The organism is Aurantimonas sp. A3-2-R12, assembly GCF_036016755.1.
In the GTDB taxonomy this organism is placed as follows: domain Bacteria; phylum Pseudomonadota; class Alphaproteobacteria; order Rhizobiales; family Rhizobiaceae; genus Aurantimonas; species Aurantimonas coralicida_A.
Genome location: NZ_JAYXIH010000012.1, coordinates 1 through 14,648, shown reverse-complemented (window position 1 = coordinate 14,648; position 14,648 = coordinate 1). Strand labels below are relative to the sequence as shown.

The 14,648-nt window shown below is 64.4% G+C and carries 12 protein-coding genes; 6 read left to right on the top strand and 6 right to left on the bottom strand.

All coding sequences use genetic code 11. The features are described from left to right. The first annotated feature begins 2 nt into the window (after positions 1-2). Positions 3-488: a TadE/TadG family type IV pilus assembly protein gene (locus VSX60_RS08225; RefSeq protein ID WP_327623672.1), complete on the top strand. Its 486-nt coding sequence runs from the start codon at positions 3-5 to the stop codon at positions 486-488. Continuing rightward, the gene (locus VSX60_RS08220) at positions 485-889 is read left to right on the top strand and encodes a TadE/TadG family type IV pilus assembly protein (RefSeq protein WP_327623671.1); all 405 of its coding nucleotides are present in this window, start codon (positions 485-487) and stop codon (positions 887-889) included. Before VSX60_RS08225 ends, VSX60_RS08220 begins: the two co-directional genes overlap by 4 nt. Before the next feature lie 230 nt (positions 890-1,119). Here the strand turns inward: VSX60_RS08220 and VSX60_RS08215 are convergent, their stop codons facing one another. Beyond that, entirely contained in the window at positions 1,120-1,362 is a 243-nt protein-coding gene (locus VSX60_RS08215; RefSeq protein WP_327623670.1) for a hypothetical protein, read from the bottom strand. Between the two features lie 924 nt (positions 1,363-2,286). Between VSX60_RS08215 and VSX60_RS08210 the strand changes: the two genes are divergently transcribed. After that, positions 2,287-3,117: a universal stress protein gene (locus tag VSX60_RS08210; protein WP_327623669.1), complete on the top strand. Its 831-nt coding sequence runs from the start codon at positions 2,287-2,289 to the stop codon at positions 3,115-3,117. 112 nt (positions 3,118-3,229) lie between these two features. On the opposite strand, the gene VSX60_RS08205 is transcribed toward VSX60_RS08210, so the two are convergent. Then, positions 3,230-5,746: an EAL domain-containing protein gene (locus VSX60_RS08205; RefSeq protein WP_327623668.1), complete on the bottom strand. Its 2,517-nt coding sequence runs from the start codon at positions 5,744-5,746 to the stop codon at positions 3,230-3,232. A gap of 397 nt (positions 5,747-6,143) precedes the next feature. Here VSX60_RS08205 and VSX60_RS08200 point away from each other — a divergent pair, with 397 nt between their 5' ends. Further along, positions 6,144-6,971 (top strand): lytic murein transglycosylase, encoded by an 828-nt coding sequence (locus VSX60_RS08200; protein WP_327623667.1) that lies wholly within the window; start codon positions 6,144-6,146, stop codon positions 6,969-6,971. Between the two features lie 90 nt (positions 6,972-7,061). On the opposite strand, the gene VSX60_RS08195 is transcribed toward VSX60_RS08200, so the two are convergent. Beyond that, positions 7,062-7,793 carry a glutathione S-transferase gene (locus tag VSX60_RS08195; protein ID WP_327623666.1) on the bottom strand — a complete coding sequence of 244 codons (732 nt, stop codon included), beginning with the start codon at positions 7,791-7,793 and terminating at the stop codon, positions 7,062-7,064. Between the two features lie 510 nt (positions 7,794-8,303). On the opposite strand from VSX60_RS08195, the gene VSX60_RS08190 reads away from it, so the two are divergent. Next, positions 8,304-9,860 (top strand): methyl-accepting chemotaxis protein, encoded by a 1,557-nt coding sequence (locus tag VSX60_RS08190; RefSeq protein WP_327623665.1) that lies wholly within the window; start codon positions 8,304-8,306, stop codon positions 9,858-9,860. A 57-nt stretch (positions 9,861-9,917) separates the two neighbouring features. Here the strand turns inward: VSX60_RS08190 and VSX60_RS08185 are convergent, their stop codons facing one another. The 3 genes from VSX60_RS08185 to VSX60_RS08175 all read right to left on the bottom strand — a co-directional run bounded on the left by VSX60_RS08185 (position 9,918) and on the right by VSX60_RS08175 (position 12,901). Further along, a complete protein-coding gene (locus VSX60_RS08185; RefSeq protein ID WP_327623664.1) occupies positions 9,918-10,706 on the bottom strand; it encodes an ATP-binding cassette domain-containing protein in 789 nt (262 codons plus the stop codon). Further along, the gene (locus tag VSX60_RS08180) at positions 10,703-11,773 is read right to left on the bottom strand and encodes an ABC transporter permease (RefSeq protein WP_327623663.1); all 1,071 of its coding nucleotides are present in this window, start codon (positions 11,771-11,773) and stop codon (positions 10,703-10,705) included. The genes VSX60_RS08185 and VSX60_RS08180 overlap by 4 nt, the downstream gene beginning before the upstream one ends. 99 nt (positions 11,774-11,872) lie before the next feature. Beyond that, on the bottom strand, positions 11,873-12,901 hold the full coding sequence (locus VSX60_RS08175) for a sugar ABC transporter substrate-binding protein (RefSeq protein WP_442873070.1): 1,029 nt from the start codon (positions 12,899-12,901) through the stop codon (positions 11,873-11,875). A 250-nt stretch (positions 12,902-13,151) separates the two neighbouring features. On the opposite strand from VSX60_RS08175, the gene VSX60_RS08170 reads away from it, so the two are divergent. Further along, positions 13,152-14,396: an ROK family transcriptional regulator gene (locus VSX60_RS08170; protein ID WP_327623662.1), complete on the top strand. Its 1,245-nt coding sequence runs from the start codon at positions 13,152-13,154 to the stop codon at positions 14,394-14,396. Positions 14,397-14,648 lie beyond the last annotated feature (252 nt).

Sequence of the window (14,648 nt, the reverse complement as noted above, 5' to 3'; positions counted from 1 at the left end):
CGATGGCATTTCGCCCGAAACGCTTTCGCGGAAACGAGTCTGGGATCGCCGCTCTGGAATTTGCGATTCTGGCGCCGTTGTTCGCGATCGCGGCGATCGGAACCGCCGACTACGCGCTTCGCTTCGAGGCGCAAGCCTCGCTCGACGACGCCCTTCGCATTGCCGTCGAGGGCGCTATCCGGCTCGGCGACGATGCCAAGGGCGTGGCCGAATTTCTCAATCAGAACGGCTATTCCGCGTCAATGGCCACGTTTTCTTCGAGCGATTCGCCCAAAACCACCACTGCCGCCGAAACGGGCGTGTTGCAGTTCGAGGTGCAGCCGACGGAAGCATGTTTCGAAAGCGGCGTCATGCAGGTGGGTGGGCGCGGCGAGACGGCTTGCGCCGATCCGGAGAAGTGGCTCCGCCTGGCCGGCTCATACCGGATCGATACCTTTACCGCCGGAGCGGTCGACCTTGGCGCTCAGATCGACGTGAAGGTTCAATGAGCGGGACGCGCGCCGGACCAGTCAGGCGTTTCCTCGAGGGTCGGCAAGGGACCACCTCGATCGAGTTCGCGGCGGTGAGCGTACCGTTCTTCCTGATGGTGTTCGGCCTGTTTGGCTTCGGCTATGTCGGCTACCTCGACAATGACCTGAAACATGCCGCCAACAACGTGCAGCGCTTCGTGCTCGTCAAGCACGTCACGGACAAGGCCACGATCGCGGAATTCGTCCGTAAGGACTTCCTTGGGGACGACGACGATCTCGACATCCAGGTCTATGAGACCGTCTCCGACGGCCGGCGGTTCCTGAATGTCGATTTGGCCTTTGTCATCGCGTTTCCCGGACCGATCGAAGTGCTGCGGGAAGGCATGCGATTGGAGCACAAGCGGATGATACCGCTGTAAGGCGGACGCGCGGCGGATACGCCCGGCGGGCGAACTTCCTCAAAAGGCGATCGCAGGTTCCGATCATGGCGGGTATCGCGCCGCTCTTTCCGCGGGGGCGATCGCCCGTATTCGGACGTGCTCGTTTCGAGAGCATCGGACCAAAAAGTGGAATCCGGTTCTTGGATCATTCCGATGCTCAATCAAAGCGGTAGAGCGTCCTTTGTGCGTCCGAATGGACGCACGGCGCTCTAGCGGACGCCCAGGATCTGCTTCGCTTGCGCGAGCTTTTGCACCGATTGCGCGTGCGAGCCGGCCGCATGCAGTCGTGCGCCCTCTTGACGGAGCGCGTTGACCTTGGCGCGGTCGGCGTCGCTCACCGGCTTGGTCGCCAGCGCCTGATCGATGGTCGCGATGTCGGCGGGACACTGGAATGCGAAGGCCGGGGCGGCAAAGCCGATCGCCGCCGCCGTGGCAAGAACGAGGAATTTCATCTCGACGGACCTCCCTTGTCGGGAGGGGCCAGGCGCAACGCGATGGGAACCCAGCCCCCATGCCGGACAATCCGGTGCCGCGATCCTACGCGTCGCCGGGCGGCCGGACAATTCACGGTCGCATGATCTGACGCTGGCGAGCCGGTCCGGAACGCCAACGCTCGCCAGAAGCTGCGGCCGTCGTTGAATGTGTATCGGAGCGCGAGCATTGCCGGTGGGCGGCGAGCCCGGCCGGCCATCGGGAGCGGACCCACAAATCAAAATCATCGCTCGCCGCTTATTGGGGCAGTTGACGGCGAGCGATGAGTTTTTCGCGGGGTCGATGACCCCTCGAAGAACTTCTCTCTTTTACGACCGACATGGTTTTGTCGCATCCCTCAAATGGGGGATGCGCTGCAATTTTGGCAGCCACGGCGACGCGGTCGAGGGCCGTCCCTTCGCCAATGGTGCGATGTGGCGCCGGAGTGCGGGATCGCGGCGCCCTCACGATCGGCCGTGGCGGGTTGGCGCAGAACGACGAAAAATTCCCTTGACGCCGCGAGGTGCGGGCGTAGTCTTTCCTTGCGTATAAGACGCCGGGGAGGTCTCCATGGAACCACCTATGTACGATGCCGCGAAAACCGCCGGGGCTGATGTTCGGGTCCCCGCGTAGCGGCTTCTCACTGACAGGTCTCCGGGAGTGGCTGATGAGCCGCTAAAGTCGTAGAAGGCTCTCCCTAGCCACTCCTGGATCTCGCTTTGGTAAACCGTGCCGGTCGGACGGCATCGATGGTCCGCGAATTCCAAACCTCGCCCGCTCTCTAGCGCGCCGTGCGTCCATCCGGGCGCACAAGGGACGCGCTAACATCTTGATTGAGCATCGGAGTTATCCAAAAACCGATCCCACTTTTTGGTCCGATGCTCTAGCGTTGAATGGCAAGCGCCATGAGGAACCTTCTCGTTCCGGTCAATTCGGATGGGCGGATGTGGCCGGTATTGGAGACCGCGCGTCTCGTGGCCGATATGTTCGGTGGCTACATCGAGGGCATCGCGCAGCGCCCCGAGTTGCCGGAGGTCGTTTCGGCGGAATTCATCGTCGCCGCCCCGACGCTCGACCTCGATTCGCAACAGAAGCTCATGGACCAGGCGCAACGCGCATTCGATGAGTTCATGAACCAGGCCGGCGTTCCGCCCTACAGTGACGGTTCGAACGCGCCCTCTTTCGGTTGGGCCGGTCGGCATTTGGCGACGGACATGCACATCGGCAGTTACGGGCGGCTGTTCGACCTGATTGTGCTGGGCCGCCCGAACGTAGCCGGAGAGCCGACCCGAGTCGCGACTATCGAGGCGGCGCTTTTCGAAAGCGGCCGCCCGCTCTTGCTGGTGCCGCCGTCGGGGGCGACGACGATCGGCAAGACTGTCGTGATCGCCTGGAACGGCAGCACCGAAACCGCCAGGACCGTCGCGCTGGCCATGCCGATCCTTCGAAAGGCGCAGCGGGTGATCGTCCTGAGCGTCGAGGGATGGGACGTCGACGGGCCGAGCGGCGACAGCTTGGCGCGCAATCTGGCGCGGTCGGGGATCCCGGCCGAGGCCACCACGCGCGGCAGCGAATCCTCGCCCGGCCCAGCCGTGCTAGAGCATGTGCAGGCGCTCGGCGGCGATCTCCTGATCAAGGGCGCCTACACCCAAAGCCGCCTCCGGCAGATGATCTTCGGCGGCGCGACGCGTCACATCATGACCAAGGCCACCGTGCCGGTCCTGATCGCGCATTAGAGCATGATGACCATAGGGATGCGGTCGTGCGACGGTTCGATCGCCGCGTTGACCATCCCTTCCACCGTCCAGTTCGCCCACCTCCCTCGCATCCCGGCTGCGAGATGGGCCGTCAACTCGCTTTGCGAACGCATGTGGTTTGTCGCGCCTGAAGGAGCTCGTCGAGCGGCTGCGGCCGGTGGAAGAAAAATCCCTGGCCATAGCCAATGCCGAGCGATCGCAGAATGGCGACGGATTCCGCATCCTCGATCCGCTCGGCGATGACATCGACGCCCAACTCGTGGGCGATCGTGCCGATCGAAGCGACGACCGCCCGATCGAAGCGGCTCTTCGCCAGGTTCCGGACAAAGGCGCCGTCGATCTTGATGCTGTCGACCCGGAAGCGTTTGAGATAGGCGAAGGAACTCAAGCCCGCGCCGAAATCGTCGAGACTGATGCGGCAACCGGCCCTGCGGGCGTCGCGGACGAAGCGTTCGGCCGCGACGAAATTGTCGACCGCTGCCGTCTCTGTGATCTCGAAGACGAGACAGGCCGGCTCGACCTTGGTGCGTTCGATGATTGTCTGGACGAACGGCCAAAGCTCGGGGTCGCTCAGGGTGTTGGCCGACAGATTGATGGCGACCGACAAGCCGTTCGCCCTCAGGCTGGCGGCATGGGTTTCGAGCGTATGCTCGATGATCCAGCGGTCGACGGAGCCCATCAGGCCAAATCGCTCCGCGGCCGGAATGAACTGCCCGGGCGGAATGATCGAGCCGTCCGCGGCCATCATTCGACAAAGGATCTCGATATGGCGACCCGGTTGGGAGGGCGCCTCGAGATCGCGAACCTCCTGCCCGAAGACTACCAGGCGGCGCTCGGCGAGAGCGTCGGCCAATCCCGATGCGACCTGGATCTGAGCCAGGTTGCGTTGCGCGGCCCCGACGCTTGCCGAATAGGCGGATACGCGGTTGCGCCCCGCGGATTTCGCGGCGTAGCAGGCGGCATCGGCGCGCGCGGTGGCGGTTTCGAGATCCAGCCCCGGATCATCGATCGCCGCGATACCGATGCTGGCTCCGATCTCGTGGTGTTTGCCGGCCCAATGTAGGCGCCGGGTGCGGATTTCGGCGAGCAGTCCCGAGGCGATCGTCGTCGCGTCGTCCATATCGGCGACCGGAACCACGGCGGCGAATTCGTCGCCGCCCAGACGTCCGACGACGGTCTCGCGCGGCAAAAATCCCGTCAGCGTGCGCGCGACCATCTTCAGCAATGCGTCGCCCGCCGCATGGCCGACCGTATCGTTGATCATCTTGAAACGGTCGAGGTCGAGATAGAGGAGCGCGCAGTCGCGACGGCCAATGGCGGCCTGGAGGTTCTCCTCGAACGCCACCCGGTTCAACAGTCCGGTCAGGGAATCGTGCCGCGCCGCGTAGGCGAGCTGGCGCTGCAGCGTGCGGGCGTTGGTGATATCCTGGATTACCAGAACCGCGCCGACCACCTGACCGTCGGGATCGATGATCGGCGAGGCAAGATCGCGGACCGCCCGCCCGCTGCCGTCGCTTCGCACGAACATCGCATTCTCTTCACGGTCGACGGTGCGGCGCGACAGGACAGCCCGGTGGGTCGAGGAGGCGAGCGGTGCCTCGGTCTCTTCGTCGACCAGAGGAAAGACGTCGTCGATATTGGCTCCCACGAGCGTCGACTGGGCGCTGCGCAGCAAACGCGCAGCGGCGGGATTGGCAAAGGTGATGCGGTTTCCGACGTCGGTGCTGATGACCGCGTCGCCGATCGACTGCAGCGTGATGCGCAGGCATTCCTTCTCGGCCGCGAGCGCGGCCGCGTTCTGCACCTGCTCGGTGATGTCCCAGATGCTGCCGACCAGCAGCGGCGGCGCGTCCGCGTAGTGCACCAACCGGGCCAGCGCGTGCAGATGCCGCACCTCGCCGTTTGGCTTGACGATCCGGTAGGAGGTCTTCATCGGCTCGCCGGTTTCGGCCGTGATTGCGATGGCGCGCTCAGCCGCGGCAGCATCGTCCGGGTGAAGGCGATCGTGCCAGGTCGATCGCGGCACTTCGGCAGGGCCGGGGCCGATGCCATAGATGTCGCGTATGCGCTGATCCCAGAGGAGGCGGCCGCTCTCCGTCTCAAACTGCCACAGTCCGACCCGGCCGGCATCGAGCGCCAGTTGAATGCGCTCGTTGAGCAGCGCCAATTGGCGTTCCACGTTCTTTTGCGCGGTGATGTCGGTCTGGGCGCCGATCATTCGCGTCGGTCGGCCGTGCTTGTCGCGTTCCACCACCTGCCCGCGGTCGAGAACCCAGACCCAATGGCCGGCCTTGTGCCGCAATCGGAACTCGGTCTCGATCCGTGCGGTGTCGCCGGCGATGTGGCGTTCGCCGCTGTCGATCGCCAATTGCCGGTCGGCTGGATGCACCAAAGCCAGCCACAAATCGGGATCGCCGTCGAGCTCGTCGTCGGCGTAGCCCAGCATCTGCTTCCAACTCGGCGAGTAATAGCAAGTCCCGGCGACCAGATCGGCGTCCCAGACTCCAGACCCGGCGCTTTCCAAGGCGAAACGCCAGCGTTCCGCCTCCTTGCTGTCGGGCAGGGCGTCGAGGGATGGGGAGGGAGGGTGCGTGCCGGCGTCGCTCATGCGCCCAATATGCCCGACTGTCAGGCAAAAAATCGTTAAGGGCGACGGATCAATCCATCGCCGCCAAGACCAATGCCGACCGTTCGCCGGTCGGTGCCCGATCGCTGCTCCCGAAGCCGCAATCGCACGCGGGCGCATCACCCGGACGGGTGTCGCAGGAACGATCCGTTTACCCAAAGTGTTACGCCGACGGACATTGTCGCATCCCTGCACTACGCAAGGATGGCCTAATAGGGTAAGAAACCCAATGGCTTCACGTTTCTTGGCGACGATAGCGGCGGAATCCCGTTTGGCGCTCCACTTGCGTTAGCGGCGGATCGCTGTCCGTCCAACCCCGCAACCTCGACGCGGCCGGCCCAGGCTGTCGCTTTCAATGCATCTGAACAAGGAAAACCCCATGAAGGCTCGACTGATATCCATCCGGGCGCTCGCCGCGACTTTGGCACTGGTGCTTGGCGTAACCGCCGCTCCGGCGCTCGCCGCCCAGTGCGGCAACGGGGCCGGCGGGTTTGATCAATGGAAGCAGCAATTCGCCCAGGAGGCGCAGAAGGCGGGCATTTCGGGGGGCACGATCAATTCGGCGCTGATGCCGACGAAATACAGCAACAAGGTCATCAGCCTCGATCGCAACCAGCATTCGATGAAGCTGTCGCTCGACGCCTTCATGCAGCGCCGGGCGCCGGCTTCGTTCGTCAAGAAGGGCAAGCGGATCATCCAGCAGAATGCCGGCCTGTTGAACTCCATCGAACAGCGCTACGGCGTCCAGAAGGAAGTCATTGTCGCGATCTGGGGCATGGAGACCGGCTTCGGCGCGAATTCCGGCAACATGAACATCTTTAGCTCGCTGGCAACGCTGGCCTATGATTGCCGCCGCTCGGCCTTCTTCACCGAGGAACTGCTGGCGGCCCTGGCGATCGTCGATCGCGGCGATATGCGGCCGGAGAATATGCGTGGTGCCTGGGCCGGCGAGATCGGCCAGACCCAGTTCCTGGCCAAGAATTATCTGCGCTTCGCCGTCGACGGCGACGGCAACGGCCGGCGTGACCTGATCAATTCGAAGGCCGACGTGCTGGCCTCGACCGCGAACTTCCTGCGTCAGCATGGCTGGCGGCCGGGCGCCGGATACCAGGAGGGGCAGCCGAATTTCTCGGTGCTGCGCGACTGGAATCGGGCCGGTGTCTATCAGAAGGCGCTGGCGCTGTTCGCCTCCAAGCTCGCCAACTGATGAGGTTGTAGGGCACCCCACTCCGCGCTCCGCTGTGGTGCAGCTTTACGCCCCGGGCTTGTACCGGGGCGTTTGCGCGTCGGGCCGGCGTCAGTCGGCGTCGAGTTCCAGGTAATAGCGAAAGATGCCGTCCTCATTGAAGGCGATGCGCCGCTCGCTCGCCAGATAGGCCGCCACCGCCGGATGCGCGGCGACCCGCGCTGCCAGCGCCTCGGTTTTCGGACAGTCCGCTGCGAGTGCCGTCATCCGCCTTGGAAAGGCGTAGGCGAGGCCGGCAAGGGTCTGGAACAGGCCGAGATCGGCATAGGATAAATCAGCGCCGACGAGAAAGCCGGAGCCAGCCGGATTGGCGGCGATCAGGCGCTCGTACCAGCCGAGATATTTCGGCATGCGTTTGTCGCGAAAGCCGGCCGCGCGCCGCTTCGCCTCGCTTTTCTGATCCTCGTAATAGTCCTCGATGCCGACCGGATGATGGGTGTCGTGCGCCTCGTTGACGAAATCGGCGGCGGTCAGCGCGATCGAGCGGGCAAACAGCCGGTCGGCTTCGTCCTTCGGCGCAAGCCCATGACGCTCGCCGAGAAAGACACAAATCTCGGTAGTTTGCGAAATCAGCAGATCTCCATCCACAAGGAAAGGCGGCGCGAACGGGGTGCGATGGCCATGGCGGCCGGCGACAAACGCCATCATGGCGCCGATACCGCCGCCTTCGCTTTCCGGCAGCCGCGCCACGTCGCGATAGGGCGCTCCAGCCGCTTCCAGGACGAGGCGCACATATTCGCCGCGGCCCGGAATCATCGGCCAATAATAGAGATCGTAGGTCATACACGCTCCTTCAGAGCCGCTTCATAGCGGACGGGAGAGGTGGCGGCGTTCGGGGGAATTCAGCGCCAGACGAAGGTGGCGTTTATATTGTCGACGGACGAAATGTCATCCGAGGCAATAGGCAAAAGACTGAGAAGTCTCGATGATGAAGCGGTGGCAACTCGCTGCGCCCCTCCTCAAAGGATTTCCGCCCATTAATACTGCGACAAATTGTCGCATGCCTTGTCCGACGATGAAACCGCTGCGCGGACCGGCTTGGCGAATTGCGTTCGGAGCAGGAAAAATTCGCTGCAATGCCAATGGAATCGGACGGGATTTCCAGCGCGATAGCGAGTGTCCTGGTCGATCTCTCATCTTCAAGTGAAACGCCGACCGGGGCCCCAAGGTAAACGAATTCATAAAGATGTCTGGCTACGTATATCGAGGCGATAGCGTGATTCGACGTTCGATTCCGGCTGGAAACGTCAGGAAGCCAATCGCGGCAGAAATTCCTCTCCTAAGGCTCAAAATATGAACGCCAGCACTTCCCAGAAAAATAATGAGCCCTCCTCCGCGGGCTTGGACACCGCAAGCCTCGCCGCGTTGCGACGCATCGAACCCATTCTCACGAGCGTGCTGGATGGCGCGCTTGACCAGTTCTACACGGTGATCCGTGGCAATTCATCCATGAAGGCGTTCTTCACCGACGAACGACATTTGCAGTATGCCTACGACAAGCAGAAGGAGCATTGGCTGGCTCTCGCCAAGGGGGAAATCGGAGCCGCCCATGTCGCGCGAACGGAGCGCATCGGCACGGCCCATGCGCGCATCGGCCTCGAGCCGAAAGAGTTCATCGCTGGCTACGGGTCGCTGCTCGGAGCGCTCGCCAGCCGAACCCTGGCACAGCTCTGGCCGAAGGGCCTCTTCGTCAAAGGCAAGACAGAGGAGGTCACAGGCTCGATCGACGCTCTGATCCAAGTCGCGCTCCTCGACATGGAGCGCACGATCTCCAGCTATCTGGATATCCTCACTCGGCAGGCGTCCGAGAAAAGCATCCAGGAAGAGCTGCAACGTGGCGCGGCTCGCGGCATCGTCGTCGACGAACTGGGCAAGGCGCTGAAGCGGATGGCCGAGGGCGATCTGTCCCAACCGATCACGGCGGCGTTTCCTGAAGAGTTTCAGGCGCTGAAGGACGATTTCAATCAGGCCGTCACGGCGTTCGGGGGCACCGTCGCGTCAACGCGCGGATCGGCGGAGGCGGTGGAAACCGGCGCGCGGGAGATCGCCAGCGCATCGGAGGATCTCGCCCGCCGCACCGAGCAGCAAGCCGCCGGCCTGGAAGAGACCGCCGCCGCCCTGCAGCAGCTCGCCGTTGGGGTTCAGGGCGCATCGAGCCGCGCCGCCGAGGTTTCGGCGAATGTCCAAAGTTCGATGAACGAAGCCCGGAATGTCGGAGAGATCGTCCAGAAGGCGGTCGCGGCGATGGGCCGGATCGAGCAGTCGTCGAAAGAAATCGGCATGATCATCGGGGTGATCGACGAGATCGCCTTTCAGACCAATCTTCTGGCGCTGAACGCCGGGGTCGAGGCGGCGCGGGCCGGCGAGGCCGGTCGCGGCTTTGCCGTGGTCGCCCAGGAGGTGCGCGGGCTCGCCCAGCGTTCGGCGGAGGCCGCCAAGGAGATCAAGACGCTGATTTCGGCAAGTTCGGTGGAAATCGCGAGCGGCGTCGAGCTGGTCGGGGGCACGGGCGAGGCGCTCGGCAAGATCGTCGAACGCTCCACGGAGATCACCGCTGGCGTGGCCGATCTCGCCAACACGTCCAGTGAACAGGCCATCGCCATCAAGGAGGTGAACACCGCCGTCGCGCAGATGGACCAGCATACCCAGCAGAACGCGGCGATGGTCGAGCAGGCGGCCGCAGTCGCGGTCACGCTCAGGGACACGGCCTCCGAGCTGTTGCGAATGATGGCCGAAATCCGCACGACCGCCGATGGCGACGCTGGCAATTCGGCTCATTCAGGGCCGGCTCGCCAGCGGGCGAAGACCCTCGAAAGAGGCCTTCGCAGGAACGGCATGATCGCGGCCTGACGGCGAGCGACCCGCGGCCCGTCACGCGCCGCCGGTCGCCACCATCTCGGCTTGAAATTATGCCGCTGCCATCTCCGGCTCCGGCTGCTTGGCGCCAGTCATCAGCGCAACCGCGTCGTTCATCGTCGCGTTCTTCGGGTCGACGACGCACAAGCGCCGTCCCAACCGGTGGATGTGAATCCGGTCGGCGACCTCGAACACATGCGGCATGTTGTGCGAGATCAGCACGATCGGCATGCCGCGCGAGCGCACGTCCTGGATCAGTTCCAGAACCTTGCGCGATTCCTTGACGCCGAGCGCCGCCGTCGGCTCGTCGAGGATCAGCACCTTGGAGCCGAAGGCCGCGGCCCTTGCAACCGCGACGCCCTGGCGCTGACCACCGGACAAGGTCTCCACCGCCTGGGCGATGTTCTGGATGGTCATCAGCCCGAGTTCGGAGAGTTTGTCGCGGGCGATCTTCTCCATCGCGGCGCGGTCGAGCATCCGGAAATATTTGCCGAGCGGGCCGGGTTTGCGGATCTCGCGCCCCAAGAACATGTTGTCAGCGATCGACAGGGCCGGCGACAGCGCGAGATTCTGGTAGACCGTCTCGATGCCGGCGTCGCGGGCCTGCATTGGCGCGGTGAACCGCACTGGCTCGCCGTTCAGCCGGATTTCGCCTTCGTCGACGACGACCGCGCCGGAGAGCGCCTTGATCAGCGTCGACTTGCCGGCGCCGTTGTCGCCGATGACCGCCAGGATCTCGCCCGGATAGAGGTCGAAATCGGCGTGGTCGAGAGCGGTGACGCGGCCGTAGTTCTTGACGAGGCCGCGGGCCGACAGGACGGGAGTCTGGGAGGCGCTCATGCGGAGATCTTCCTGATCCACTGGTCGATGGCGACCGCGATGATGATGAGCCAGCCGGTGGCGAAGACCTGCCACAAGACGTCGACACCGCCGAGCCGCAGGCCGGAGTTGAACACGCCGACAATGAGGGCGCCGATCATCGGCCCGAGGATCGAGCCGCGGCCGCCGAACAGGGAGATGCCGCCGATCACCACGGCGGTGATCGATTCCAGATTGGCCTCGAAGAACGACGTGGGGCTGACCGAGCCGACGCGGCCGATCGAGGCCCACGCGGCGATGGCGCAGATGAAGCCGGCGACGACATAGACCGAGACCAGCGTGCGGTCGGTGCGAATGCCGGAGAGCTCCGCCGCCTCCTTGTCGTCACCGATGGCGTAGACATGCCGTCCCCAGGCTGTGCGGTTGAGCACGTACCAAAGGATCAGGAAGATCGCGATCATCAGGACGACGCCCCAGGTCAGCACCGCGCCGCCTAGGGTGAAACGTTCGCCGAACAGCTTCAGGAGCGGCGCGTCGGCGTCGAGCGTCTGGCTGCGGATGGTCTCGCGATTGGAGAAATAATAGTTCAGCGCCAGAAAGATGTTCCAGGTGCCCAGCGTCGTGATGAAGGGTGGCAGCCGCACGCGGGTGACCAAAATGCCGTTGAGCAAGCCGGTGAGCGCGCCGACGACGAGGCCGACCAGAATCGCCAGCGGCACCGGCAGGCCGAACTCGGTCGACAGCCGGCCCATGATCACCGAAACCATCACCATGACGGCGGCGACCGACAAATCGATGCCGGCGGTGAGGATGACGAGGCTCTGCGCCGCCGCCAATATGCCGACGATCGCCACCTGCTGCATGATCAGCGACAGGTTGAAGGCGGAAAAGAAATTGTCGGAGACGAGACCGAACACCAACACCGACAGCAAGAGCACGATGACCGGCACCATGGTCGGGTTGCCGTGCAGGAAATGCTGCAGGTTGCCGAGCGGGCCGCGCGGGCGATGCCCGAAGGCGGCGACGGCGCTGTCGCTCTGGCTCAGGGAGGATTCGAAATCCGCCCCCTTGTCGGTGGTTTCAGTCATGGCGTGTCGCTCCGGAAGGCCAGGGCCGCTAACGCATCAACGCGCGAGGGACGGGCGGGGTCAAGTGGACGGCCCGCGAAGGGCCGCCCACTTGGAAGATCAGCCCCAGCAGCGATCGGTGCCTTCCTTGACGTCGATCGACTCGACGCCATCGACGGCCTTGTCCGTCACCAGATTGACGCCGGTGTCGAAGAAATCGAGCCCTTCGCTCGGCTTGGGCACGGTGCCGTCCTTGGCGAACTGGGCGATCGCCTCGATGCCCTTGGACGCCATGTCCAGCGGGTATTGCTGTGAGGTGGCGCCGATCACGCCCTCCTCGACGTTCTTGACGCCCGGGCAGCCGCCGTCGACGGAGACGATCAGGACGCCTTCGGTCTTGCCGAAGGATTTCAACGCCTCGTAGGCGCCGGCGGCCGACGGCTCGTTGATCGTGTAGACGACGTTGATGTCGGGATCCTTCTGCAGAAGGTTCTCCATCGCCGTGCGGCCACCTTCCTCGTTGCCGGCGGTGACGTCATGGCCGACGATGCGCGGGTCGTCCTCGTCGCCGATCTTCTTCTCGTCCTTGATGTCGATGCCGAAGCCCTTGAGGAAGCCCTGGTCGCGGAGGACGTCGACCGACGGTGCCGACGGCGACAGGTCGAGCAGGGCGATCTTGGCGTCGACCGCCTTGTCGCCCAGCGTTGCCTTGGCCCACTGGCCGATCAGCTCGCCGGCCTTGAAATTGTCGGTGGCGAAGGTCGCGTCGGCCGCATCAATCGGCTCCAGCGGCGTATCGAGCGCGATGACCAGAACGCCCTGGTCGCGGGCCTGCTTGACCACGTCGGTGATCGCCTTGGTGTCGGACGCGGTGATCAGGATGCCCTTGGCGCCGGCGGCGATGCAGCTTTCGACCGCCTGGACCTGGGTCTCGTGGTCGCCGTCGACCTTGCCGGCGAAGGTCGACAGCTCGATGCCGAGCTCCTCGGCCTTGGCGGTGGCGCCTTCCTTCATCTTGACGAAGAACGGGTTGATGTCGGTCTTGGTAATCAGGCAGGCCTTGGTGCCTTCCTGCGCGGCGGCTGGAGCGGCGAAGCCGGCGGCTGCGACGGCGATGGCGGTGGATGCGAGAAGCGTGCGGATTGTCACGGACAAACCCTCCCAAACTGAATGATAATGCGCCGGGTAGCGCCCGGTCGGCGGGCCGGGCAGCCTCCTCGACAGCCCGATCGCCCATCACGAAACACCATGGTTCGCGGCTTGTCAATGAATATAAATCAGATGGATTTATTTATTGACCGGAGTGCCTTGGAGTGGAACAGTTGCCTCCGCGTTGGCACGCAGAGCGGCGGACGCCGTCCTTGGAATCGTGATCGATTCCGGGATTGGGGAGGAACGCATGAACGACATTACCGCTATCGAGACGCTTGCGCCGACGCGCCACGACGAACGCATGCGCGGCTCGAACCAGGCCGGCCTGAGGGCCCACAACGAGCGCGCCGTGCTGACGCTGATCCGCCGCCACGGCGAGCTGGCCAAGGCCGATATCGCCCGGCGCACCGGCCTGTCGCCGCAAACCGCGTCGGTGATCATGCGCGCGCTGGAGGCCGAACATCTGGTGCTGCGCGAAAAGCCTCGTCGCGGCCGGGTGGGCCAGCCCTCGGTGCCGATGCGGCTCAACCCCGACGGGGTGTTCTCACTGGGGGTCAAGATCGGCCGGCGCTCGGTCGAGCTGGTGCTGATGGATTTCGTCGGCGCTATACGAGCGCGCGAGCGCCGCACCTATGCCTATCCCAAACTCGACGCCGTCTTGGACTTCGTCGCCGCCGCCGCGGCGCGCGTCGTCGCCGCGATCGAGCCGGAATTGCGAACGCGGATCGTCGGCCTCGGCGTCGCCATGCCCTTCGAGCTGTGGTCGTGGGCCGACGAAATCGATGCGCCGGCGACGATTATGGACGAATGGCGCAGCGCCGACATTGTCGGGCTCTTGGGCGAAGCGACCGGCCTGTCGGTTCATCTCGCCAACGACGCGACCGCCGCCTGCGCCGCCGAGAACGTCTTCGGCGCCACGCGCTCGTCGGATTATCTCTACGTCTTCGTCGGAGCCTTCGTCGGCGGCGGGCTTGTCATCGGTGGCGATGTCGTCACCGGTCGGACCGGCAATGCCGCGGCGCTTGGGCCGATGCCGGTGCCCCGTGCCAAGGCGACGGGTTCCGACACGGGCGGATTCGACCAACTGATCAACGTCGCCTCGATCTTTGTCCTGGAGAAGATGATCGCCGAGGATGGCGGCGACCCAAGTGCGATCTGGCGAAGCAACGCGGCCTGGGACGAGCTTGGCCCCATCCTCGATCGCTGGCTGGCGATCGCCGGGGCGGGGCTCGCCCATGCTTTCGTCGCGGCGAGTTCGATCTATGATTTCGAATGTGCGGTCATCGACGGCGGCTTTCCGCCGGCCGTGCGCGCGCGCCTGGTCGCGACAACCGAACGGGCGATGGCGAACCTCAAGCGCAAGGGCTTGACGCCGCTGGAGATCCGGCCTGGCACGATCGGTTCCAGCGCCCGCGAGATCGGCTCGGCCAGCCTGCCGCTCTTCGCGCGCTATCTGCTGGATCACCGGGTGCTCTACGCGGAGGGGGGGTAGGGCTTCTCCTCACCGTGTGGCGATCACCCCGGTCGAAAGCGCGCAGGCGTGAAGTCAGCGGCGGGGTCTCCTCCGCCATTTGCGCGATTCTGTCAAAGTCAGGCGATGGTGTCGCCGTTCTGCTGCCTCGCGGCCCCGATGCTCTAGGCTCAGGACCTATTAATTTCTCTTGATCTGTGATTCACGGTCTCCATTGAAGGAGGCTTTGATGGGTGATTTGTTTTTGTTGAGCAAGCGCCAGATGGCGCGGAT